Annotated in this window: 23 protein-coding genes; 13 read left to right on the top strand and 10 right to left on the bottom strand. The window is 70.5% G+C overall.

Annotated features, from left to right (window positions below):
• Positions 1–154: 154 nt before the first annotated feature.
• Both ACFVWD_RS32625 and ACFVWD_RS32620 read left to right on the top strand, forming a co-directional pair.
• Positions 155–1015, top strand: a complete 861-nt coding sequence (locus ACFVWD_RS32625; protein WP_389601321.1) for a helix-turn-helix transcriptional regulator — start codon at positions 155–157, stop codon at positions 1013–1015.
• Positions 1016–1294, top strand: coding sequence for a DUF397 domain-containing protein (locus tag ACFVWD_RS32620; RefSeq protein WP_101405759.1), 279 nt, complete (start codon positions 1016–1018; stop codon positions 1292–1294). It begins immediately after the preceding gene.
• Between the two features lie 180 nt (positions 1295–1474).
• On the opposite strand, the gene ACFVWD_RS32615 is transcribed toward ACFVWD_RS32620, so the two are convergent.
• On the bottom strand, positions 1475–2887 hold the full coding sequence (locus ACFVWD_RS32615; RefSeq protein WP_389601319.1) for a PLP-dependent aminotransferase family protein: 1413 nt from the start codon (positions 2885–2887) through the stop codon (positions 1475–1477).
• Between the two features lie 47 nt (positions 2888–2934).
• On the opposite strand from ACFVWD_RS32615, the gene ACFVWD_RS32610 reads away from it, so the two are divergent.
• The gene (locus ACFVWD_RS32610) at positions 2935–3444 is read left to right on the top strand and encodes a carboxymuconolactone decarboxylase family protein (RefSeq protein ID WP_389601317.1); all 510 of its coding nucleotides are present in this window, start codon (positions 2935–2937) and stop codon (positions 3442–3444) included.
• Positions 3445–3493: 49 nt separating this feature from the next.
• Here the strand turns inward: ACFVWD_RS32610 and ACFVWD_RS32605 are convergent, their stop codons facing one another.
• The 3 genes from ACFVWD_RS32605 to ACFVWD_RS32595 all read right to left on the bottom strand — a co-directional run bounded on the left by ACFVWD_RS32605 (position 3494) and on the right by ACFVWD_RS32595 (position 6475).
• On the bottom strand, positions 3494–4981 hold the full coding sequence (locus ACFVWD_RS32605) for a glutamate synthase subunit beta (protein ID WP_389601315.1): 1488 nt from the start codon (positions 4979–4981) through the stop codon (positions 3494–3496).
• Positions 4982–5138: 157 nt separating this feature from the next.
• Complete coding sequence (locus tag ACFVWD_RS32600) at positions 5139–5618, bottom strand: DUF1772 domain-containing protein (RefSeq protein WP_389601313.1); 480 nt, start codon at positions 5616–5618, stop codon at positions 5139–5141.
• Positions 5619–5779: 161 nt separating this feature from the next.
• The gene (locus ACFVWD_RS32595) at positions 5780–6475 is read right to left on the bottom strand and encodes a DUF2293 domain-containing protein (protein ID WP_389601311.1); all 696 of its coding nucleotides are present in this window, start codon (positions 6473–6475) and stop codon (positions 5780–5782) included.
• 204 nt (positions 6476–6679) lie between these two features.
• Here ACFVWD_RS32595 and ACFVWD_RS32590 point away from each other — a divergent pair, with 204 nt between their 5' ends.
• Together ACFVWD_RS32590 and ACFVWD_RS32585 are read left to right on the top strand one after the other, a co-directional pair.
• Positions 6680–7312 (top strand): uridine kinase, encoded by a 633-nt coding sequence (locus tag ACFVWD_RS32590; protein ID WP_389601309.1) that lies wholly within the window; start codon positions 6680–6682, stop codon positions 7310–7312.
• Positions 7313–7440: 128 nt separating this feature from the next.
• Entirely contained in the window at positions 7441–7869 is a 429-nt protein-coding gene (locus ACFVWD_RS32585; protein ID WP_095855260.1) for a CBS domain-containing protein, read from the top strand.
• A gap of 85 nt (positions 7870–7954) precedes the next feature.
• On the opposite strand, the gene corA is transcribed toward ACFVWD_RS32585, so the two are convergent.
• Positions 7955–9082: a magnesium/cobalt transporter CorA gene (gene corA / locus ACFVWD_RS32580; RefSeq protein WP_389601307.1), complete on the bottom strand. Its 1128-nt coding sequence runs from the start codon at positions 9080–9082 to the stop codon at positions 7955–7957.
• A 260-nt stretch (positions 9083–9342) separates the two neighbouring features.
• Between corA and ACFVWD_RS32575 the strand changes: the two genes are divergently transcribed.
• The gene (locus tag ACFVWD_RS32575; RefSeq protein WP_389601306.1) at positions 9343–10134 is read left to right on the top strand and encodes a methyltransferase domain-containing protein; all 792 of its coding nucleotides are present in this window, start codon (positions 9343–9345) and stop codon (positions 10132–10134) included.
• 5 nt (positions 10135–10139) lie between these two features.
• On the opposite strand, the gene ACFVWD_RS32570 is transcribed toward ACFVWD_RS32575, so the two are convergent.
• Positions 10140–11036, bottom strand: coding sequence for a carbohydrate kinase family protein (locus ACFVWD_RS32570; RefSeq protein ID WP_389601349.1), 897 nt, complete (start codon positions 11034–11036; stop codon positions 10140–10142).
• 92 nt (positions 11037–11128) lie between these two features.
• Positions 11129–12034, bottom strand: a complete 906-nt coding sequence (locus ACFVWD_RS32565; RefSeq protein WP_389601304.1) for a pseudouridine-5'-phosphate glycosidase — start codon at positions 12032–12034, stop codon at positions 11129–11131.
• A 97-nt stretch (positions 12035–12131) separates the two neighbouring features.
• On the opposite strand from ACFVWD_RS32565, the gene ACFVWD_RS32560 reads away from it, so the two are divergent.
• Together ACFVWD_RS32560 and ACFVWD_RS32555 are read left to right on the top strand one after the other, a co-directional pair.
• Positions 12132–12560 carry a VOC family protein gene (locus ACFVWD_RS32560; RefSeq protein ID WP_389601302.1) on the top strand — a complete coding sequence of 143 codons (429 nt, stop codon included), beginning with the start codon at positions 12132–12134 and terminating at the stop codon, positions 12558–12560.
• Between the two features lie 63 nt (positions 12561–12623).
• Positions 12624–12986, top strand: a complete 363-nt coding sequence (locus ACFVWD_RS32555) for a cupin domain-containing protein (RefSeq protein WP_389601300.1) — start codon at positions 12624–12626, stop codon at positions 12984–12986.
• Between the two features lie 13 nt (positions 12987–12999).
• Here ACFVWD_RS32555 and ACFVWD_RS32550 read toward each other — a convergent pair whose 3' ends face one another.
• The 3 genes from ACFVWD_RS32550 to ACFVWD_RS32540 form a co-directional block, all read right to left on the bottom strand.
• Positions 13000–14274, bottom strand: coding sequence for an MFS transporter (locus ACFVWD_RS32550; RefSeq protein ID WP_168508086.1), 1275 nt, complete (start codon positions 14272–14274; stop codon positions 13000–13002).
• A gap of 200 nt (positions 14275–14474) precedes the next feature.
• Complete coding sequence (locus ACFVWD_RS32545) at positions 14475–15029, bottom strand: methylated-DNA--[protein]-cysteine S-methyltransferase (RefSeq protein WP_389601299.1); 555 nt, start codon at positions 15027–15029, stop codon at positions 14475–14477.
• A gap of 93 nt (positions 15030–15122) precedes the next feature.
• Entirely contained in the window at positions 15123–15998 is an 876-nt protein-coding gene (locus ACFVWD_RS32540) for a glycerophosphodiester phosphodiesterase (protein WP_389601297.1), read from the bottom strand.
• A 279-nt stretch (positions 15999–16277) separates the two neighbouring features.
• Between ACFVWD_RS32540 and ACFVWD_RS32535 the strand changes: the two genes are divergently transcribed.
• The 5 genes from ACFVWD_RS32535 (at position 16278) to ACFVWD_RS32515 (ending at position 23417) form a co-directional block, all read left to right on the top strand.
• Complete coding sequence (locus ACFVWD_RS32535; protein ID WP_389601295.1) at positions 16278–17144, top strand: MHYT domain-containing protein; 867 nt, start codon at positions 16278–16280, stop codon at positions 17142–17144.
• Positions 17145–17184: 40 nt separating this feature from the next.
• A complete protein-coding gene (gene uvrB, locus ACFVWD_RS32530) occupies positions 17185–19314 on the top strand; it encodes an excinuclease ABC subunit UvrB (RefSeq protein ID WP_389601294.1) in 2130 nt (709 codons plus the stop codon).
• A 160-nt stretch (positions 19315–19474) separates the two neighbouring features.
• The gene (locus ACFVWD_RS32525; protein WP_054235941.1) at positions 19475–20053 is read left to right on the top strand and encodes a TerD family protein; all 579 of its coding nucleotides are present in this window, start codon (positions 19475–19477) and stop codon (positions 20051–20053) included.
• A gap of 45 nt (positions 20054–20098) precedes the next feature.
• Positions 20099–22117 carry a TerD family protein gene (locus ACFVWD_RS32520; RefSeq protein ID WP_389601293.1) on the top strand — a complete coding sequence of 673 codons (2019 nt, stop codon included), beginning with the start codon at positions 20099–20101 and terminating at the stop codon, positions 22115–22117.
• Positions 22118–22400: 283 nt separating this feature from the next.
• Positions 22401–23417: a TerC family protein gene (locus ACFVWD_RS32515; RefSeq protein WP_389601292.1), complete on the top strand. Its 1017-nt coding sequence runs from the start codon at positions 22401–22403 to the stop codon at positions 23415–23417.
• Positions 23418–23476 lie beyond the last annotated feature (59 nt).

Here is a 23476-nt window from a genome sequence, read left to right as displayed (position 1 = left end):
AAGAAGTCGAAGAAGACGAAGAGGACCCCGAACGGCGCCGTCCGGTCTGTCATGACGCAGTACCTGTTCAGAACCGTTCAGAACGGCGTCCGACCGTTCACAACGGCATCGACCGTCGCAGCAGCGTCTGTTCGGGACTCAGTGGAGGTGGGACGTGAGCGAACCGCGGTCCGCGCCGACGGTCGGCCAGGTCGTCCTCGGCCGGCGCCTGCTGGACCTACGGGAACGCGCGGGTCTCAAACGTGAGGAGGCGGCGCGCATCCTGCGTGTCGCGCCCGCCACGGTCCGCCGGATGGAGATGGCCGAAGTCGCCCTCAAAATCCCGTACCTCCAGCTCCTGCTGAAGTCGTACGGGGTGTCGGACGAGGAGGCCGAGGCCTTCGTCCAACTGGCCGAGGAGGCCAACCGGCCCGGCTGGTGGCAGCGCTTCCACGACATCCTGCCGGGCTGGTTCTCGATGTACGTCAGCCTGGAGGGCGCCGCCACCCTCATCCGTTCGTACGAACCCCACTTCGTGCCCGGAATCCTGCAGACCGAGGAGTACGCCCGTGGCGTCCTGAAGTCGGGCGCCATCGGCCAGACCAGACCCGAGGACATCGAGCGCCATGTGGCGCTGCGCATGCAACGCCAGAATCTGCTCACTTGTGAAGGCGCACCCCGGATCTGGGCCGTGATGGACGAGACGGCCCTGCGCCGCCCCGTCGGCGGTCCCGAGGTGATGCGCGCCCAGATCGACAAGCTGATCGAGGCCACGAAACTGCCCAACGTGACGCTCCAGGTCGTCCCGTTCTCCACGGGACCGCACCCCGGCACGTACGGGCCCTTCGTGCTGTTTCGCTTTGCCATGCCGGAACTCCCGGACATGGTCTACAGCGAGTACCTGACCGGCGCCGTCTATCTGGACGAGCGTTCCGAGGTGGCGACCCACCTCGAGGTCATGGACCGCATGGCGGCTCAGGCCGCCACGGCACATCGCACGAAGGAGATCCTCCGGGATTTCCGCAAGGAGCTGTGAATGGACAACATCAAGCAGCGGATACGCAATGAGCGGATCCGCGACGAGCGGATCTACAACGGGATGCCCGCCCGTGAACTGGGCAGCGAGGGCTGGCACAAACCGTGGAGCGGCGGCAACGGCGGCAACTGCCTGGAGGCGATGAAGCTCGCGGACGGGCGAATCGCCGTCCGCCAGTCGGCGGATCCGGACGGACCCGCGCTGATCTACACACCCGGTGAGATGACCGCGTTCATCCAAGGCGCCAAGGAGGGGGTGGCGGACTTCCTCCTTTCCTGAACTCTCTTGAAATTGGTGCTGAATAAATTGGTGCTGAATTGATTACTTGCAGCGGTAGAAGACCGAGACCGTAGAACCACGACAACAAACGCTTCACGCAACAAAACAACAAACGCTTCACGCAACAAACGCTTTACGCGACAAACGCTTTACCTGGCGGGGCGTCGGCCAAGAGGGTGTCTAAGGACCCGGCGGCAGCGCCCCGCACAACGCCTCCAACGCCGCCCCGTACGCATGCTCCGAGGGCGTCGCGTAACCCACCACCAGCCCGTCCGGCGCGGACATCGTCGCCTCCGGATGCCGGAACCCGGCGAGCCCGTCGAGCGCGACGCCCTGCCAGGTCGCGGCCTTGACGGCCGACCGCTCGGTGCCCGGCGGCAGCCGCAGCACCGCGTGCAGCCCGGCCGCGATCCCCGTCACCTCGATGTGCGGCGCCCGCTCCGCGAGGGCCGCGACGAGCCGGTCACGCCGCCCGCGATACCGCTGCCGCATCCGGCGGACATGACGGTCGTACGACCCGGAGGCGAGGAAGTCCGCGAGCGTCAGCTGCTCCAGGGCGCTCGCCCACGCCTCCCGTTCGCCTTTGACGGCGAGGACGGCGTCGACGTACCGCCGCGGCAGGACCATCCAGCCGAGCCGCAGCGCGGGCGACAGACTCTTGCTCACCGAGCCGATGTGGATGACCCGCTCGGGGTCCAGTCCCTGCACGGCGCCGACGGGCTTGCGGTCGTATCGGAACTCGCCGTCGTAGTCGTCCTCCAGAATCACGCCGCCACGCGCACGTGCCCAGTCGACGACGGCGGCCCGCCGCTCCGGGTGCAGCGGGCCACCGGTCGGGAACTGGTGCGCGGGCGTGAGCAGGACCGCCCGCTCCCGGCCCAACTCGCCCACCTGGGCGCCGTCCTCGTCCAGCGGCAGCGGCACGGTCCGTACCGACGCGGCGGCCAGCAGCTCGCGGTGGAAGCCGAGGCCGTACGACTCGACCGCCAGCGGTCCGCGCAACACGCCCGGGAAGAGCAGCCGCAGGGCGTGCGCGAAGCCCGAACAGATCACGATCCGTCCCGGCTCGGTGCGCACGCCACGCGCGCGTGCCAGGTACTCGGCGAGGGCCTCGCGCAGTTCGACACGGCCCGCGGGATCGCCGGGCCCGAAGGCCGAGTTGGGCGCCTGCTGGAGCGCCCGCCGGTACGAGGCGAGCCAGGCGGCGCGCGGGAACGACGAGGCGTCAGGTGTCCCCTGCCGCAGATCGTGTCGCGGTCCACGCGCGCGTGGAGGTGCCTTTTTCGGTACGCGCTCCGGGGCACCCAGTGGTTCGGCGCGCTCGGCAACGCGGGTGCCCGAGCCCTGCCGGGCGGTCAGCCAGCCCTCGGCGACGAGTTCGGCATACGCGTCGGCGACCGTGTTGCGGGCCACGCCCAGGTCGGCGGCGAGCGAGCGATACGGCGGCAGCCGGGTGCCCGGGGCGAGCCTGCCACCGCGTACGGCCTCGCGCAGCGCCCGGATCAGCGCGGCCCGCCGGCCGCCCGGCCCGGACAGCTCCAGATGCAGGTCGGCGCCGATCCTCTCCGCAGAATTGACCCATGATTCCGCCATGGAAATGCACCCTACAGCCGGTCTTTCCGGTCCGTAGATTCATGGTCATGACGACGAACACGAACACGACGAACGCGAGGGACACCATGAACACGACGGCCACCGTTCCCGCTCGCCTCGACTTCGCGAAGTCCGCCCCGAAGGTCTTCCGCGCCCTCGTCGGCTTCGACGCGGCGGCCCGCGACGGGCTCGACCCGGCCCTCGTCGAACTGATCCAGATCCGCGCCTCCCACCTCAACCACTGCGCGTACTGCCTCCACATGCACACCAACGACGCCCGCAAGGCCGGCGAGAGCGAAGACAGGCTGCACATGGTCCCGGTGTGGCGCGAGGCCCGGCACTTCTTCACCGAGAGGGAGCGCGCGGCCCTCGCCCTCACGGAGGCGGTCACGCGCGTCGCCGACGCCGGTGTGCCCGACGACGTCTACACGGAGGCCGCCGCCCACTTCGACGACCAGGAACTGGCTCACGTCCTGGCCCTCATCCTCACGATCAACACCTGGAACCGGGTCGCGCTGTCCACGGCGAAGGTGGCGGGAACGGACGAACGCCGCTGACCCGCACGGCTTCGCAGCCCCCGGGTCTCCCGCACCGACCGGCCGAGCCCTACGCGGTCATGGGGCGGTCGTACGGTCCGATCGGCGTCGGCAGCTGCGACGTCCCGGCCAGCGCGCGGTCCACGGCCGCCGCCACCGCCCGCCCCTCGGCGATGGCCCACACGATGAGCGACTGCCCGCGGGCCGCGTCCCCGGCGACGTACACCTTGGGGACATTGGTCGCGAAGTCGGTGTCGCGGGTGATCGTGCCCCGCGCGTCGAGGACCAGGCCGAGCTGGTCGATCAGACCGTCGTGCCGGTCGGGCCCCGAGAAGCCGAGAGCGAGCAACACCAGGTCGGCGGGGAGAGTCCGCCCGGAACCGGGGACCGGGCGGCGCCGCTCGTCGACCTCGACCAGATGCAGGGAGCGCACATGCCCGTCCGCGTCCCCGGTGAAGTGGAGCGTGGACGCCGCGAAGAGGCGCGCGTCCGCGTCCGCGGCGGGCGCCGTCTCCAGGTCCCGAGCCTCCTCGTGCGCGGCCGAGAGCCGGTAGATCTTCGGGTAGGTCGGCCATGGCTCGACGTCCTCGTCGCGCTCGGCCTCCGGCTGCGGATAGATGTCGAGCTGGGTCACGGACGCGGCGCCCTCGCGCACGGCGGTCCCCAGACAGTCGGCGCCCGTGTCACCGCCGCCGACGATGACGACGTGCTTCCCGACCGCGGACAAGGGCGAGACCTCCAGATCCCCCTCGCACACCCGGTCGGCCAGCGGCAGATACTCCATCGCCTGATGGATGCCGGCCAACTCCCGCCCCGGAACGTCCAGTTCGCGCCACGCCGTGGCGCCCACCGCGAGCACGACGGCGTCGTAGCGCGCCCGCAGCTCGGCCGCCCCGAGGTCCCGGCCGATCGCCGTGGACGTCCGGAACTTCGTGCCCTCCGCCCGCATCTGCTCCAGCCGCCGGTCCAGATGCCGCTTCTCCATCTTGAACGCGGGGATCCCGTACCGCAGCAGCCCACCGATCCGGTCGGCCCGCTCGTACACGGCGACGGTGTGCCCGGCCCGGGTCAGCTGCTGCGCCGCGGCGAGCCCGGCGGGCCCCGACCCGATCACCGCGACCGTACGGCCGGAGAGCCGGTCCGGTGGACGCGGTGGCGTGAAACCGTCCGCCCAGGCGCGGTCGGCGATGGCGACCTCCACATTCTTGATCGTCACCGCGGGCTGGTTGATCGCGAGAACACAGCCCGCCTCGCAGGGCGCCGGGCACAGCCGGCCGGTGAACTCGGGGAAGTTGTTCGTCGCGTGCAACCGGTCGCTCGCCGCCCGCCAGTCCTCGCGCGAGACGAGGTCGTTCCACTCGGGAATCAGATTGCCCAGCGGGCAGGCGTCGTGGCAGAACGGAATGCCGCAGTCCATACAGCGGTCGGCCTGCCTGCTGATGATCGGCAGCAGCGCACCGGGGACGTACACCTCGTTCCAGTCCCGCACCCGTTCCTCGACGGGCCGACGGGGGTACTCCTCGCGCGGAGTGGTCATGAATCCCTTGGGATCGGCCATGGCCGTCTCCCTCACGTACGCGTACCGGTACGGGGCCGCGCGACCAACGAACGCCTGCGGCCCACGGCCCTGGGCGGCACTCCTTTCCCGCCACGATACGTCGCCTCCACGTACCCTGCCGCTCAGCTGCGGGCCCCGGTCGTGGCTGGTGGCAGCCTCAGGTGAGGGCCAGCGTGTACGAGACCGCCGCGGCGGCCGAAGCGACCGCGCGAACGTGGTTCCACAGCGTCCACTCACGCACGTACGAACGCCAGTACACGGCCGCCTCCGGCGTACCCGGGTCCATCCTCAGCAGCGCGTCATTGCGCGGGACATTCGCGACGACCGTCACCCCGAACGTCCCGAACAGATACAGCGCGCTGCCCAGCAACAGCTCCACCGTCCCCCCGTCGGGCAGCAGCACGAAGGTGACCACGGCGAGCACGGCACACAGCCCCGCCGACCCGACGAACACGAGCATGAACGCCGGGCGCACCGCGGCCACGTTGATCGCGTTCATCGCCGCCACGCCCTGCGCGGGCGGCAACTCGGCGAGCCCCCGCATCACGAACGTCGAGAACCCGCAGAACACCCCGGCCACCAGCCCGCAGCCGAGCACCCCCAGCACGGTCAGCACGAAATACGGTCCATCGATCATGACAACTCCCCCGTCGCTCCCCGAAGCCCAAGATCCTGCACGCCACCCACCGTCACCACAAGTGAAATCCCGCACTGCCACAGTGACCATGGCCGAGGGGCGCGGCGGCATGCGCGAGCGTCCAGAACCTGGTGGCTACGCCCTCGCCGGGTGGCACGCCGTCACGCGCGTGCCGCGAGCTCGTCGTGCCACCCCTGGAGCCGCGCCTCCACCGCGGCCGCGATCCGCCGGCGTGCCTCGTGCCGCGGCACGCCACTCATCAGCAACTGGTCGTACGGAGTGTCCGTGTGCCGTACGGCGGCACGGACCGCAGCCGTCACCGCGGCCTCGGACAGCGCACGGCCCGCGGCGCTGCGCCCCACCCGGCCGCTCCCGCGCACCGAGGCGTGCGCGGCGATCGCCCGCGCCCGGTCGGCAGGACAGCCGGGGAAAAGCCCGCGTATCTCCCGCGCGAACGCCTCCGTGAACCGCAGATCCTCCGCCTCCCGCCGCCGCGCGTCCCGTGCCCGGCGCCGCCGTCGCGCCTCCGCGTCCGCCAGGCACCGCTCCTCGGCCCGGGCGAGCGCCGCCTCCTCGACGAGGACGCCCTGCCGCTCGTAGCGGCTCCGCCGCCGGTTGAAGCGCACCACCACCGCCGACAGCGCGCTGCCCTCCCGCGACCGGCGCGTCAGCGCGGTGTCGCCCCGCGGCAGGAACACCAGGTGCCCCAGGTCCACGCAGTCCAGACAGCGTGGCTCCCCCTCCTCCAGCACCAGCAGCGCCAACGGCCCGCTCCGGCACTCGGCACAGAGCCGCTTCTTGAGCGGCTGGATGACGAGAAGTCCGCCACGGGGCGGGGGAGTTGCGATCGGTGCCATAGGTCGTTCATTCCCCCGTCGGGGGCGGCTCCCTACGCGATGCCGCCGCCTTCTCGACACCGCCTCCTCCTCGACCCCCGCCCCCTGGGGCCCTCCCCCCGCCCCCTCCCCCCACCCTCTTCTCGCCCCGCCCCGCCCCGCCCCCTGGCCCTCGCCGCTCGCCGCGCCCACGAGAGCGACTCGTGATCGCGGCATCATGGGCCTGTGCGACTCGAAGCGATCACCTGGGAACGGCTCGGCGACCTCCTCGCCGAGCGCCTGCTCGACCTGAAACCGGACGACGGCAGTCCGTGGCCGCGGATCGCTTTCGACGGAGCCCCCGCCGCCCACCCCGGTGACCTCGCGCAGCGCGTCTGTGAGGCGCTGCGCATACGCGGCCGGTCCTCGCTCGTCGTCGGCACGGAGGGCTTCCTGCGCCCCGCGTCACTGCGGCTCGAATACGGTCACGAGGACGCCGAGGCGTACTACAACGGCTGGGTCGACACCGGCGCCCTGTGGCGGGAGGTCTTCGGCCCGCTCGACCCCGGCGGTGACGGCCGCGTCCTGCCCGACCTCTGGGACCCGGCCACCGACCGCGCCACCCGCAGCCCCCATGTCCAGCTCCCTCCCGGCGGGGTGCTGTTGCTCCACGGCCCCTTCCTGCTGCGGCACTGGTTCCCGTTCGACCTGAGCGTCCACGTCCTCCTCTCCCCGGGCGCCCTTCGCCGCCGCACTCCGGAACCCGAGCACTGGACCCTGCCCGCCTTCGAGCGCTACGAGACGGAAGTGGACCCGGGCGCCACGGCCGACGTCCTGGTCCGCGCCGACGATCCCCGCCACCCGGCCTGGAACGGCTGAGCGGCTGCCACGCAAACGCATCCCGGACTTCCGGGTGCGCGTCCCTGGGGACACGGCAAGAATGTAGGGCGCCGGGACTAGCGGTGTGTTCCGCGCCGCGCCGGCCGTCCGGCACCGGGAGGTACTTCATGACCACCGCCGGAGACATCATGCACCGTGGTGCCCAGTGGATCCCCGCTCACGAGACCCTGGACCGCGCAGCCCAGCTGATGCGGGAGCTCAACGTGGGCGCGCTGCCCATCAGTGACGAGAACGAACGGCTCTGCGGCATCCTCACCGACCGCGACATCGTCGTCGGCTGTGTCGCCATGGGCCACGACCCGGCCCAGGTCACCGCGGGCGAGATGGCCCAGGGCACCCCCCGCTGGATCGAGTCGGGCGCCGATGTCGGCGAGGTGCTCCAGGAGATGAAGGGGCACCAGATCCGCCGGCTTCCCGTGATCGAGAACAAACGCCTCGTCGGCATGATCAGCGAGGCCGACCTGGCCCAGCATCTGACGGACGAACAGCTCGCCGCGTGGGTCGAGAGCGTCTACGCGAGGAGCGCGTTGCGCTGACCGCGCGGACTCTTCCGACCGGAAGGGTCATGAGCGCGCACTCCCGCCCGGCCGGCCGTGCCGGGCGAGGAGCGGCTCACCACTCTCACAGCCAGCCGTTGCGCCGGAACCCCCGGTACAGGACGAGGCAGGCGAGGGTGATCACGCCGATGACTATGGGGTAACCGAACCGCCAGTGCAGCTCCGGCATGTGGTCGAAGTTCATGCCGTAGAGCCCGCAGACCATCGTCGGTACGGCGATGACCGCCGCCCATGCCGTGATCTTCCGCATGTCCTCGTTCTGTGCCACCGTCACCTGCGCGAGGTGCGCCTGCAGGATCGAGTTGAGCAGTTCGTCGAAGGCGGCGATCTGCTCGGTGACCCGGAGCAGATGGTCGGAGACGTCCCGGAAGTACGCCTGTATCTCCGGGGCGATCACCCGTATCGGCCGGGTGGCGAGCTCCTGGACGGGGCGGGCGAGCGGCACCACCGCCCGCTTCAGTTCGAGGAGTTCGCGCTTGAGCTGGTAGATGCGGCCCGCGTCCGCCCGCGCGCCGTTCTCGGCGAACACATCGGCCTCGACCTGGTCGATGTCCTCCTGGACCGAGTCCGTGACATGCACGTAGTCGTCGACCACATGGTCCGCGATCGCGTGCAGCACCGCGGCCGGCCCCTTGGCGAGCTGACGGGCGTCCGCCTCCAGCTCCTCGCGCAGCGGCCCCAGCGACCCGTGCCGTCCGTGCCGCACGGTGATGACGAAGTCGGACCCGACGAAGACCATGATCTCGCCGGTGTTCACCACCTCGCTGGTCGCCGTCAGCTCCTTGTGCTCGACGTAGCAGACCGTTTTGAACACCGCGAAGAGTGTGTCGCCGTACCGCTCCAGCTTCGGCCGCTGATGGGCCTCCACCGCGTCCTCGACGGCCAGCGGGTGCAGGTCGAAGAGGTCGGCGATGCCGGCGAACTCCTGGTCCGTGGGCTCGTGCAGCCCGAGCCAGACGAAGCCCTCGTCGCTCTTGCGGATCCGCTCCACGGTCTCGACGAGATCGCGTCCGCCCGGGACCATGGCGCCGTCCTGGTACGCCACGCAGTTCACCACCGCCGTGCCCAGCGGGGACCGGGCGTGGTGACTCAGGTCGACACGGGTACGCCGCCGGGCCAGCCGCGCCACCTTACGGAGGCCGCCGACCTTGCCGAGGCCCGTGACCTTCCGCAGATTCCCTGCCATGGACATCCGGAACTCCTTGCGTGGATCTCCCCGCGCCGTACTTCGCGCCCTGGCGTGCAAGTCTGCCAGTCCCTTTCGTTCGCCGGGAAAGCCTGTGGGAACGGAATGTTCCACTTCGTTTCGGTGGTGCCGGGCGGTCTCGGGCCGGACCGGGCAGGGTTGCTGTCCGAGCGTCAGAGGAGGTCGGTGCCCGCGGTGACGCACGGGTGGGGAGAACGGGAGCGTCGGCGATTCCGGACAAGCCGGTCAACTGGGATGATCGCCGTATGACGCAAACCGACGGCTATCTCCTCGACAACCGGCAGACCGAGGCGGGAAAGCGCTTCGACGCCTTCGCCACTCTCTTCGACCCCACGACCTTCCGGCACATCGAGCGCTTCGGCATCGGGTCCGGCTGGCGCTGCTGGGAGGTCGGCGCGGGCGGAACGTCCGTGGTGTCCTGGCTCGCCAAGAAGGTCGGCCCGACCGGGCGGGTCGTCGCGACCGACATCGACACGTCGTGGGCGGCCTCCGCGGCCCGCCCGCCGGTCGAGATCCGGGTGCACGACGTGGGCGCCGAGGAACCGCCGGGGGAGGGCTTCGACCTCGTGCACGCACGGCTCGTGCTGGTCCATGTACCGGACCGGGAGCGGGCGTTGCGGTCGATGGTCAAGTCACTGCGGCCCGGTGGACGGCTTCTCATCGAGGACGCCGACCCCGCGCTGCAACCGCTGCTCTGCCCCGACGAACACGGCCCCGAGCAACAGCTCGCGAACCGGCTGAGGAACGGCTTCCGCAAGCTGCTCGCCGAGCGCGGCGCCGACCTCTCCTACGGCCGTAAACTCCCTCGCCTGCTGCGGGAGGCGGGACTGCGCGAGGTGGAGGCCGACGCGTACTTCCCCGTCACCTCGACCGCCTGCGCGGACCTCGAGTCCGCGACGATCCGTCAGATCCGCGACCAGCTCGTCACCGCGGGACTCGCCACCGACGGGGACATCGACCGGCATCTGGCCAACGTGGCCTCCGGCTCGATGGACCTGGCGACCGCGCCGATGATCTCGGCCTGGGGACGCAAGTAGCGCCACTACCGGACCCGCGCCCCCTCGGGCCTGCCCCCGACCCGCTCCACCGCCATCGCCCCCGCGCTGCACCCCTCCACCGCCGCCGCCTCGGGCTCGGCGCCCGCGAGAAGGGCGGCGAGGAACGCTCCGGTGAAGGCGTCGCCGGCACCCGTGGTGTCGCGAGGGTTCGCGGGCACCGCCGGGACGTGGGCCCGTACGGCACCCGAGCGGGCCACCAGGGCCCCGTCGGGGCCCTGCTTCGCGACGACCAGGGGGACGTGGCGGCTCAACTTGGCCGCCGCGTCCGCCGGATCGGGCAGGCCCGTCAGCAGGAACGCCTCGTCGCGACTGGGCAGCAGCAGATCGACGCCCTCGGCGAGCGCGAGGAAGCGGTCCACGCCCAGTTCCGTGAGGAACCCCGCCGACGCGGGGTCCAGGCTGACCGGTACCCCCCGCGCGCGTGCCGACTCCAGGGCCACCGACACCAGCGCCCGGCTCGGCTCGGAGAAGAACAGATAGCCGGACAGATGCAGCCGCGCGACACCGTCGAGCAGCGCGGGCGACCAGTCGTCGGGGCCGAGCCGCAGGGAGGCCCCGCTGTCGGTGAGGAACGTCCGCTCGGCCGAGGCACCCTGGTCCACCAGGCAGATCACCGTCCCCGTCGGCGCCTGCGGATCGACGACGAGGAGGGGGCGTACGCCGCAGGCCACCAGCTCACGCTCGTGCCAAGCGGCGGCATCCGCCCCCACCCGGCCCAGCAGCCGCACCTCCGCACAGCCCCGATGCGCGGCCCAGCACGCGACGTTGGCGCCGGCTCCGCCCGGCAGGGTACGGATCGCGGCGGCCGTGTCGGTGCCCGCCGCGAGCGGCCCGTGGTGCCGGGCGACGATGTCCGTGACCACGTCACCGATGACGAGCAGCGCCCCCGGCGCCGGACCCGCGTCCCGCCCGGCACCGCCCCGGTCCGCCCGGTTCGCGCCCCGGTCCGGGCCGCCGTCGCGATCCGTCCCGTTCACGCCCCGGCCCAGGCCGCCGCGATCCGTCCCGCGAGTCGTACGTTGCCGCGCACCGCCGCCAGATTGGCGCTCAGCGACGCGCCGTCGGTGTGCCGCACCAGATGGTCGAGCAGGAACGGCGTCACGGCCTGCCCGCTCACGCCCTCCGCCTCGCACGCCCGCAACGCCTCGGCGAGCACGCGCGCGTGGAGCGCGGGATCGAGCTGCTCCTCCTCGGGGACCGGGTTCGCCACGATGAGCGCCGATTCCGGGCCGCCCAGCGCGTCCTGCGCGCGCATGACGTCCGCCACCTGCCCGGGGGAGTCCAGCGTCCAGTCCACGGGATGCCCCGAGTCGGACAGATAGAAGCCGGGGAAGCGAGCCGTGCCGTACCCGGCCACCGCGACGCCCAGTGTCTCCAGGCGCTGCAGCGTCGCCGGCACGTCCAGGATCGACTTGACGCCCGCGCACACCACCGTGATCCGGGTCCGCGCCAGCAGACCCAGGTCCGCCGACTCGTCCTGCGTCAGCGTCCACTCCCGGTGCACCCCGCCGAGGCCGCCCGTCGCGAACACGCGGACACCCGCGAGAGCGGCCAGCAACGCCGTCGCCGACACGGTCGTCGCGCCGCTCGCGCCCGCCGCCACCGCGAGTGGCAGATCGCGGTGCCCCAGCTTGCGGATCCCGTCCGCGTTGGCGACCCGCTCCAACTGCTCCTTGTCCAGTCCGACATGGGGCCGCCCGTCCAGCACGGCGATCGTCGCCGGTACGGCGCCCTCCTGCCGTACGACGTCCTCCAGCTCCAGCGCGACCTGCAGATTGCGCGGGCGGGGCAGCCCGTGCGCGATGATCGTCGACTCCAGGGCCACCACCGGCCGGCGCGCGTCGAGCGCTTCCCGCACCTCTTCGGACACCACGATCACGTGCCTGCCTCCTGTCTGTCGCCTTTCCTCATCTCTGGCGGGCGGTGCGCCCGGTCAAACCCTTGCGACCCGCGGCGTACGACACCAGCCTGGGGGCATGACGGACAACTCGGCACGTCTTGACCATGTCGTCCTCTGGGTGCGCGATCCGGTCGCCTCGGCCGACTTCTACGAGAAGACGGTCGGCCTGGAACCCGTGAGGGTCGCCGAATACGCGCAGGGGAAGGCACCGTTTCCCTCCGTGCGCCTCAACGAAGAGACCATTGTCGACCTCATGGCCCTTCCCATGGCCGCGTACATGAACATGATCCCGGGCGCCGCGGACAGCGCGGGGCACCCGGTCAACCACGTGTGCCTGTCCTTCCGGAAAGCCGATTTCGACGCGCTGCACACACGTCTGGAGGAACGGTCCGTCCCCCTTTCGGGCTTCTCGTACGACTCCTTCGGCGCCCGTGGCATGGCCAAGCGCAGCTTCTACTTCCAGGACCCGGACGGAAACGTCTTCGAGGCACGCCACTACGACTAGGTTCCGGGCCTTCCGGCCACCCTGCGCGTGAGGCTTTCTCGCATGCCCTTAAGGTGACCGCTCATGACCATGAACACGCAGGCCACCCCGTCCTTCGCCGTGCACATCCCCGACGCCGAGCTGGAACCGGAGCCCCTGGACCCGGCTCAGATCGTCTCCGGCGACCCGGTGGTGAGCGGCAAGGTCCTGTGGGAGTCGGCCGACGGCAAGCAACTGCGCGGCATCTGGCAGATCACGCCCGGCGTGGTCACGGACACCGAGGCCAACGAACTCTTCGTCGTCGTCAGTGGCCGCGCCACGATCGAGGTCGAGGGCGGTGACGTGATCGAGGTGGGTCCGGGCGACGCGGCCGTGCTGCGCGAGGGCGACCGTACGACGTGGACCGTGCACGAGACGCTCCGCAAGGCGTACCACATCAGCCTCTGAGGCCGTTAGGCGCTCACCGGCGGCTTCGGCCTCGGCGCCGCGTGAACAGCGCCAGCCCGCCCAGCGGCACCAGCAGGCACGCGGCGAGGAGGTTCAGCCACCCGTAGCTCGCCTGTGCGACGACGAGACCGGCGGTCGCCCCACCGACACCGGCCGCCGTGTTCATGGTCAGGTCGGACACCCCCTGGGCGGCGGCCCGCGCGGCCTGGGGCACCGAGTCCGTCAGGAGCGCCGAGCCGGACACGAGCCCGGACGACCAGCCGAGGCCCAGTACGAAGAGCCCTGCGGCGATCTGCCCGTGGCTGCCGCCCGCCGTGCCCGCGAGGAGCGCAGCGCAGGCCAGCAGGCCCACGGCGAGCCCGATCCCGGAGAGCCGCCCGAGCCGGTCCGAGAGCCGCCCCATGAGGGGCGAGAACGCGTACATGCCCGCGATGTGGCCACTGATCACCAGCCCGATCAGATCGATGCTCGCCCCGTGGTGTCCGAGGTCGACGGGGGTCATCGACATGATCGAGACCATCGCGGTGTGTGAGACGGCCACTGTCACGAGCGCCAGCCTGGCCCGTGGCGAGGCGGCGACCGCGGCGAAACCGGCGCGGATGGAACGCGCCTGAGCCGACTGCTCCTCGACGGGTGCCAGCGCCCGGGCGGTCAGCAGGGGATCGGGACGCAGCAGTACGGCCACCAGCAGCGCGGAGAGGAGGAAGACCCCGGCCGCCCAGAGGAACGGCCCCGCTGCCTCGGGTATCCCGAGCCCGGAGACGCTGCGTCCGGCGGGCGCGGCGATGTTGGGCCCCAGCACCGCTCCGATCGTGGTCGCCCACACCACGTTCGAGATGGCCCGGGCACGCCGCTGCGGCTCGGCCAGATCGGCGGCCGCGAACCGCGCCTGGAGGTTCGCCGACGAGGCCGCGCCGAAGCCCGCCATGCCGAGCAGCAGCAGCGGAAAGCTCCCCAGGCACGCGGCGACCACGACGACGCCCGCTCCCGACGCCCCGATGAGGTACGCCAGCACCAGGCCCGGTCGGCGTCCTCGCGCGGTCATCAGCGCGGCCAGCGGCACGGAGAGCACCGCCGTCCCGGTGACCGTCGCGGTGGGCGCGAGCCCGGAGAGCGACTCGGTGCCGCTGACCTGCTTGGCCAGCACGGTGGCGAGCGCGATGCCGGTGGCGACGCCGAGCCCGCCGAGGATCTGACCGGCGATGAGTACGGCGGTGATGCGGCGCCGCAGCGCCGGTATCTCCTCGGCGTCCACGGGCACGGCGAGCTGCCGCTCGACGGAGGTCACGGCGAACACCGGGATGCGCTGGAATCGGTTCGGGTCACCGGCGCAGTTTCCAGCCCGCGCCCCCAGATGAACAAGGGATATCGCGAGCGATGAGCGCTGTCGGCTCCGCAGGTACGGCAGGTACGGCAGGTACGGCAGCCCGCACCGGGCACGCCAGGCACCGTACACAGCCGCCAGCCGCCAGCCGCCAGCCCCGCCCGTCAGAACAACGGCTCCGGCAGCACCCCTTCCAGCGCCAGCAGCTTCCGCTTGGTCTCCAGGCCGCCTCCGAACCCCCCGATGCCGCCGTCGCTCTCCACCACCCGATGGCACGGCACGACGACCGGCAGCGGGTTCGAGCCCATGGCCACGCCCACGGCCTGCGCCGCGCCCGGCTGGCCGACCCGCCGGGCCAGATCGCCATAGCCCACGACCCCGCCGTACGGAACTCCCGCGGCCAGCTCGCGCAGCACCTGACGGTTGAACCCGGAGATCAGCGACCAGTCGAGCGGCAGCTCGAAGTCCCGCCGCTCGCCCGCGAAGTACGCCGCGACCTGGCGTATCGACTCGGCCAGGAGCGGTGACCCGGGTGCCTCGACCGGCTCGGTGCCCAGACGCGCGGCGAGCCGCTGGAGCGCCTGGTCGCGCACCGCGTCCGTGGCGTGGAAGACCACGTTCACCAGGCCGTCCGGTGTCGCCGCCAGCAGCAGCGGACCGATGTCCGTGCCGACGACGGCCCATACGACCCGCTGTTCGTCCTGCCCATCGCTGTTCATGCGATCCACCGTACGATCCGCCACTGACAATGCCCGCGGCACGGACGCCGCCCGGCGTCCGCACCACGGGCGAGAGGCCCGCCGGCAACCCGTTCAGGTCTGTTGCAGAGCGCTCCGGATCACGTCGGGCTTGTTCGTGATCACGCCGTCCACGCCGTAACCCGCCAGGCGCCGCGCGGTGTCCGCGTCGTCGATGGTCCAGGCGAAGACCTCCATCGGCCGGCGGTGCGGTCCGACGAACGAGTGGACCGCGGAGACATAGCCGGACGAGAGGGAGGTATGGTCCGGGTTGATCAGATCGGCGAACCGTGCGAACTCGTGCAGGCGCGCGAGCGACGGCTTGCCCAGGAAGGCCGTCGTGATTCCCGGACGCAGTTCGTGGACCGTCCGCACGCTCTGCTCGCTGAAGCTCTGGACGACCAGCCGGTTCCTGAGATGGTCCGGATCCAGCCAGCCTTCGTTGCTCAGGACCTTGAGGGTCTGCCCCTCGATACCGGGATAGAGCTCGGGGTTCTTGATCTCCAGCACGAGCTTCTGGTGATTGTGCGAGACGCGGTTCATGTACTGCTTCAGCGTCGGCACACGTGTGCCCGCGTACCGGCGACCGAACCAGCTCCCCGCGTCCAGGCGCGCGATCTCCGCCGCGGTGAAGTCCTTGACCTTCCAGGGAGCCCGGCGGGGATAGACCTTCTTGACGTCGGTCGTACGCGCCAGGCTTGCGTCGTGGAGCACGACGAGCTCGCCGTCCTTGGTGCGCTGGACGTCGTTCTCGACCCAGCCGAAGCCCATCGCGGCCGCCTTGTCGATGGAGGCGAGGGTGTTCTCGGGCGCGTAGGCGGACGCTCCGCGGTGCGAGACGATCACCGGAGCTCTGCGCAGGGAGCCGGCCTGTGCGTGGGAGGTGGGCAGTATCAGGACGGTTCCCCCGACAAACGCGGCGGTCGTGGCGGCGGCAACGCGCGCGTGCATACGTACTCCTCGCGTCGAGCGATCACAGACAGGTCAAGAGTGACAGCAGAGAGTCAACGACGGAGGGGTGCGGGATGGACACGGATTGAATGGAGTTGACCAAGTCCGCTCACCGGCATCACACAGGTGCGGCGAGGTCGTGATTCTTTGCCGGAAAATCGTTCGACCATTCAGGTGAGGGTCATACTCTCTGCCTCGACCCCGGCCGTTGTTTCGGTCCTGAGGGTGGGGGCATTTCCGGGAATTTCTGGCGTAAAAGGGCGGGAAGGGCAGCCGCGCATGCAGGGCACGGTCGACGGCTTCAGTTACGGACTCGTCACACCGCTGGTGGCGTACCTCATGGCCTGCCTGGGCGGAGCGCTCGGCCTGCGCTGCACCACCAGATCGATGCTCGTCGCCCACTCCTGGCGGGCCGGCTGGCTCGCGCTCGGCTCGGTGGCGATCGCCTCGGGCATATGGACCATGCATTTCATAGCCATGATGGGGTTCACCGTAAAGGAGACCCCGATCCACTACGACAAGCCGACGACGTTCGCGAGCCTGGGCGTGGCCATCGTGATGGTCGGCATCGGGATCTTCATCGTGGGTTACCGGGGCGCCACCGGAACGGCGCTCTTCACCGGGGGCACCATCACCGGTCTGGGAGTCGCCTCGATGCACTATCTGGGCATGGCCGGCATGCGCCTCAACGGGAACCTCGAGTACAACACCCTCACCGTCTCCGCCTCGGTGGTCATAGCCGTCGTCGCCGCCACCGCCGCTCTGTGGGCGGCGGGGCAGGTCCGGGGATTCCTCTGGAGCGTGGGCGCCAGCCTCGTCATGGGGCTGGCCGTCAGCGGTATGCACTACACGGGCATGGCCGCCCTCAGCGTCCATCTCCATGGCACGTCCAGCAGTCCCGGTGGCGACTCGGCCGCCGCACTGCTCGCGCCCATGATGATCGGCCCGCTGGTCTTCCTGTGTCTGGCGGGCGTCGTCGTGATGTTCGACCCGCTGATGGTCATGGGCAAACCCGACTGGAGGCCCACGGAGCACCGGCCCGGCGTCCCGGCCCACCCCACGGCCCAGTACGTCGGCCGCCGTCCGCTGCCGCGCGCCGGCCGGGAGCGCGGCCACCGCAGCTCACGCACCCCCCAGAACCGGTGATCCGGGCCCGTTGTCAGTGCGGGGTCGTACGGTGGAACCCATGCGGCCCGTATCAAAGATCGAACGTTCGGTGGCGCCCTTCGAGGTCGTCAGCCCCTACCAGCCGAGCGGTGACCAGCCGGCGGCCATCGCCGACCTGGAAAAGCGCATCCGCGCGGGTGAGAAGGATGTCGTCCTGCTGGGCGCGACCGGCACCGGAAAGTCCGCCACCACCGCGTGGATGATCGAGAAGCTCCAGCGCCCCACGCTCGTCATGGCACCGAACAAGACGCTGGCCGCCCAGCTGGCCAACGAGTTCCGCGAGCTGCTGCCGAACAACGCGGTCGAGTACTTCGTCTCGTACTACGACTACTACCAGCCCGAGGCCTACGTCCCGCAGTCGGACACCTACATCGAGAAGGACTCCTCGATCAACGAGGAGGTCGAGCGCCTGCGCCACTCCGCGACCAACTCGCTGCTCACCCGCCGCGACGTTGTAGTGGTCGCCTCGGTCTCCTGCATCTACGGCCTCGGCACGCCGCAGGAGTACGTCGACCGGATGGTCAGCCTCAAGGTCGGCGACGAGATCGACCGCGACGACCTGCTGCGCCGCTTCGTCGACATCCAGTACACGCGCAACGACGTGGCGTTCGCCCGCGGCACCTTCCGGGTCCGCGGCGACACCATCGAGATCTTCCCGGTCTACGAGGAACTCGCCGTCCGCATCGAGATGTTCGGCGACGAGATCGAGGCCCTCTCCACGCTCCACCCGCTCACCGGCGAGGTCATCAGTGACGACACCTCGCTGCATATCTTCCCGGCGTCCCACTACATCGCGGGGCCCGAGCGCCTGGAGCGCGCCGCCAACGACATCGAGAAGGAACTGGGGGAGCGCCTCGCCGAACTGGAGAAGCAGGGCAAGCTCCTGGAGGCCCAGCGCCTGCGCATGCGTACGACGTACGACCTGGAGATGCTCCGCCAGATCGGCTCCTGCTCCGGCGTCGAGAACTACTCGATGCACTTCGACGGCCGTGAGCCCGGCTCCCCGCCGAACACGCTGATCGACTACTTCCCGGACGACTTCCTGCTCGTCATCGACGAGTCGCACAACACCGTGCCGCAGATCGGCGCCATGTACGAGGGCGACGCCTCCCGCAAGCGCACCCTCGTCGACCACGGCTTCCGGCTGCCCTCCGCCCTGGACAACCGCCCCCTGAAGTGGGAGGAGTTCCAGGAGCGCATCGGCCAGACCGTCTACCTGTCGGCGACGCCCGGCAAGTACGAGCTCTCCCGCGGGGACGGCTTTGTCGAGCAGATCATCCGCCCCACCGGTCTGATCGACCCCGAGGTCGTCGTCAAGCCCACCGAGGGCCAGATCGACGACCTGGTGCACGAGATCCGGGAGCGCACCGAGAAGGACGAGCGTGTCCTGGTCACCACGCTCACCAAGAAGATGGCCGAGGACCTCACCGACTACTTCCTGGAGCTCGGCATCCAGGTGCGCTATCTGCACAGCGACGTCGACACCCTGCGCCGCGTCGAGCTGCTGCGCGAGCTGCGCTCGGGCGAGTTCGACGTCCTGGTCGGCATCAACCTGCTGCGCGAGGGCCTCGACCTGCCCGAGGTCTCCCTGGTGTCGATCCTCGACGCCGACAAGGAGGGCTTCCTGCGCTCGGGCACCTCGCTGATCCAGACCATCGGCCGTGCGGCGCGCAATGTCTCCGGCCAGGTCCACATGTACGCCGACCGGATCACCCCGGCGATGGAGAAGGCCATCGAGGAGACCAACCGCCGCCGGGAGAAGCAGGTCGCCTACAACGAGGAGAGGGGCATCGACCCGCAGCCCCTCCGCAAGAAGATCAACGACATCGTGGCGCAGATCGCCCGCGAGGACGTCGACACGGAGCAGTTGCTCGGCTCCGGATACCGCAAGGGCAAGGACGGCAAGGGAGCCAAGGCCCCCGTGCCCTCGCTCGGCGGGAAGGCGGCCAAGTCCGCCAAGGGCAAGGCCAAGGAGACGGTGCCGACCGACCGCCCCGCGGCCGAACTCACCGAGCAGATCGAGGAGATGACGGAGCGGATGCGGGCTGCCGCGGCCGACCTCCAGTTCGAGATCGCGGCACGGCTGCGCGACGAGGTGTCGGAGATGAAGAAGGAGCTGCGTCAGATGAAGGAGGCGGGCCTGGCCTGAGGCCCCCGTCTACTGGTCCGGACCTCGGCGGATGCGCGCTGTGTTGCAACACCGACACAAAGCGCGCCCCAGGGTTCGGCACGGTCGCCGGCGCTGCGTAGGGTTCTGGACATCCGCGGACTCCGCGGCAACAGGGGACAGCTCGAGAGGGGAACAGCGCGTGACGGTCAACATGACCAAGGGTCAGGCCATCAGTCTGCAGAAGAACGACGGGGGCACCCTGACCGCGGTGCGCATGGGGCTCGGCTGGCAGGCGGCTCCCCGGCGCGGCCTGTTCGGTTCGCGCACCCGGGAGATCGACCTCGACGCGTCCGCCGTGCTGTTCGCGGACAAGCAGCCCGTCGACGTGGTGTTCTTCCGTCACCTCGTCAGCGACGACGGATCCGTGCGGCACACCGGTGACAACCTGGTCGGCGGCGTGGGCCAGGGCGGCGACGACGAGGCGATCCTTGTCGACCTCCAGCGCGTCCCGGTCCACATCGACCAGATCATCTTCACCGTGAACTCCTTCACGGGCCAGACGTTCCAGGAAGTGCAGAACGCGTTCTGCCGTCTGGTCGACGAGACCAACGGCCAGGAGCTCGCCCGCTACACGCTCGCGGGCGGCGGCCAGTACACGGCGCAGATCATGGCGAAGGTGCACCGCGCGGGCCCTGGCTGGCAGATGACGGCCCTGGGTACACCGGCCAACGGCCGTACCTTCCAGGACCTGATGCCCGCGATCCTGCCGCACCTGTAGGCAGCGCGGCGCCCGGCACACGAAGCGACACGGGGGGACAAGGCGATGACGGCCGAGCTGGTCCGGGGGCAGAACCACCCGCTCTCCCAGGCCCGTCTTGAGGTCCGCGTATCGGCCGGCCGGCCGATCGTGGCCGGGGCCACGCTCAGCGACGAGCAGGGCAGGGTCCGGGGCGTCGAATGGGTGGCTCACCCGGGCGCGCCGACCCTGCCCGGACTCGAAGTCTCCAAGCAGGCGGCGGCCGACCACCGCCTCGCGTTCGACCTGGACGCCCTGCCGGGGACCGTGCACCGCGTCAGCGTGCTGCTCGCACTGCCGACCGGTGTCGGTGGCCCCGTCCGGTTCGGGGCCGTCGCCGCCCCCTTCCTCGCCGTCACCGGCCTCGACGGCTCCGAGGTCGCCAGCTACACCATCACCGGCCTGGACACGGAGTCGGCCGTCGTCGCCCTGGAGCTCTACCGCAGACAGGGCGCCTGGAAGGTACGCGCGGTCGGCCAGGGCTACGCGGGCGGCCTCGCCGAACTCCTCACCGACCAGGGCCTGTCCGAGGCCCAGCAGCTCGCGGGCAGCATCAACGAAGCGGTGGCCCAGGGGCTGGCCCGCTCGGTGTCGGCACCCCCGCCGCGTATGGCGGACACCGACCGCTCACGGCAGGCGGCCGCCTCGGCCCCGGGACCGGACCAGCCGTACGCCGGACCGCAGGGCGCCTCCGGGACCGTACCGCCGCGGTCCCCGTACGACGCGCCGGGTCCGCAAGGAGCCACGGTGCCGCAGTCTGGCTACCCGGCAGGCCCCGCGCAGCCCGACACCTCCGCCGTCACCCAGCCCTCCGCTCCCACGGGCGGCCCGGTCGACTACAGCCACCCCGGCAGGCAGACCGCCGCGCCGCCCCCGCCTCCGCCGACCGCACCACCGGCCGCGCCGGGGCAGTCCGCGCAGCCCGTCGCCGGTGACGCGACCGGCTGGTCCATGGAGGAGCGGCTCTACAACCAGGTGTGGGGCATGTTCGAGGACCTGGCGCGCACCACGGCCGCGTATCGCAGTGCCGTCGACTTCGCCGACTCACGCATGGAGCAGGAGCTCGACAAGGTCCTGTCCGACCCGCGCAGCCGGATCGGCGGTCAGGGCGACGCCGCGCGTGAGGCGGCCCAGGCCAAGCGCGCGGGCCTGGTCGACCAGGCCCGCGCCGCGCTCGACCGGGACCTCGCCCAGCTCGCGGCCGAGGCCGAGGTGGTCGAGCCCGCGCTGCCCGCTGCGTACGCGTCCTGGGACAACCCGGTCTGGCACGGCTACCGGGTGCCCATGGAGATCCCCATGGCCCTGCGCCTCGGCGACCTCCGGTTGCCCGAGAGCGAGAACCTGAGCATCCCGATGCTGGTCCGGCTTCCGCTCGAACGTGGCCTGTGGATCGACAGCGGACGAGCCGGCCTCGACGACCCGTTCGCCGACTCCGACGAGCTGCGCCGACTCGCCATGGACACGGCGGTGGCGCACGCCGCCCGGCTGCTCGCCGTCTATCCCGCGGGTGAGTTCACGGTGCACGTGATCGACCCGGCCGGTTCGGCGGTCTCGTCTCTCGCGCCGCTGGTGCGTTCCGGAGTCCTCGACGGTCCGCCCGCCGCCGGTGCCGCGGGGGTGGGTGAGGTGCTGGCCCGGCTCACCCAGCGTGTCGACCTGGTGCAGATGGCGGTGCGCGGCGGCGTGGCCGACTCGCTGCCGCCGGACCTCGACACCGCCGAACAGCTGCTGATCGTCAACGACTTCCCGCACGGTTTCGACGACCGCGCCGTGACGCAGTTGCGCTATCTCGCGGACGAGGGACCGGCCGTCGGCGTCCATCTGATGATGGTCGCGGACCGGGAGGACGCCGCCGCCTACGGGCCGCTGCTCGATCCTCTCTGGCGTTCGCTGTTGCGACTCACCCCGGTGCCCGACGACCATCTCGCCGACCCGTGGGTGGGACACGCCTGGACGTACGAACCCGCGCTCGTCCCGCCGGGCAGTCAGGTGCTCCAGCAGGTGCTCTCCCAGGTGGCGGTGGCCCGCCGCTCATGGAACCGCTGACCCCCAGAAGGCTTTACCAAGCATCAGTAAAGCGCCCTGACCAGGGTGTTTGGCCTTCCTTTTACTAATCGCTTTACCTTTCCTTGGTGTTTCGGGTACTGTCTTCCGTACGGAGGGGAGTACTCCCTACCAGTAGCGGCGTCCCCGTCAATACGGATCCGACCGGATCCCGGGGCGTCGGCCCGTGGACCGCGGACGCATCACGCGTCCCCTCGGTCGCGGGTGGAAGAGACCTCCGGCAGCGACGACGCTGGTATTTGCCGTTACGACTGCCGGAGGCGCAGTGAATGTTTCCGTGACCCTTTGGGTCCTCACGATCGTGGGCCTCGCCGCCCTCATCGCGGTCGACTTCTTCATCGGTCGCAAGCCGCACGACGTATCGATCAAGGAAGCCGGAATCTGGACGATCGTCTGGATCGCTCTGGCCGGACTGTTCGGCCTGGGACTGCTCGTCTTCTCCGGCGGCCAGCCCGCCGGAGAGTTCTTCGCCGGCTTCATCACCGAGAAGTCGCTGAGCGTCGACAACCTCTTCGTCTTCGTCCTGATCATGGCGAAGTTCGCCGTGCCGACGCAGTACCAGCAGCGGGTACTTCTCGTCGGCGTCCTCATAGCGCTCGTCCTGCGCACGATCTTCATCGCCGCGGGTGCCGCGATCATCTCCAACTTCGCCTGGGTCTTCTACATATTCGGCGCGTTCCTCATCTACACGGCCTGGAAGCTGATCCAGGAGGCGCGGGCCGACGAGCCGGAGGAGGAGTTCGAGGAGAACAAGCTGCTCAAGGCCGCCGAGAAGCGCTTCGGCGTGGCCGACCGCTATCACGGCACCAAGCTGTGGATCCAGCAGAACGGCAAGCGCGTCATGACGCCGATGCTGGTCGTGATGCTCGCGATCGGCACCACGGACGTGCTCTTCGCGCTCGACTCGATCCCCGCGATCTTCGGCCTGACCCAGGACCCGTACATCGTCTTCACGGCCAACGCGTTCGCGCTGATGGGTCTGCGCCAGCTGTACTTCCTCATCGGCGGCCTGCTCAGGAAGCTGGTCCACCTCAGCTACGGCCTGTCCGTCATCCTCGGCTTCATCGGCGTCAAGCTGGTGCTGCACGCACTGCACGAGTCCGGCGTCCACGTCCCCGAGATCTCCATCCCGGTCTCGCTCGGGGTGATCTGCGCGGTCCTGGTCGTCACGACGATCACCAGCCTGATCGCCTCCAAGAAGCAGGCGGCGCTGGAAGCGTCCGAAGACGCTTCGAAGACCCCGACGTCTGAGAAGTCCCCGACGAACAGCATCGACGTCTGATCACGTCGGAGGTGGCAACAGCCGCCCCGTGGCGGGGTGCGCGGCGCAGGGCCGCGCAC

Origin of the sequence: Streptomyces sp. NPDC058086 (assembly GCF_042885015.1) — a bacterium.
Lineage (GTDB): Bacteria > Actinomycetota > Actinomycetes > Streptomycetales > Streptomycetaceae > Streptomyces.
This window is presented reverse-complemented; position numbering and strand designations above follow the sequence as displayed.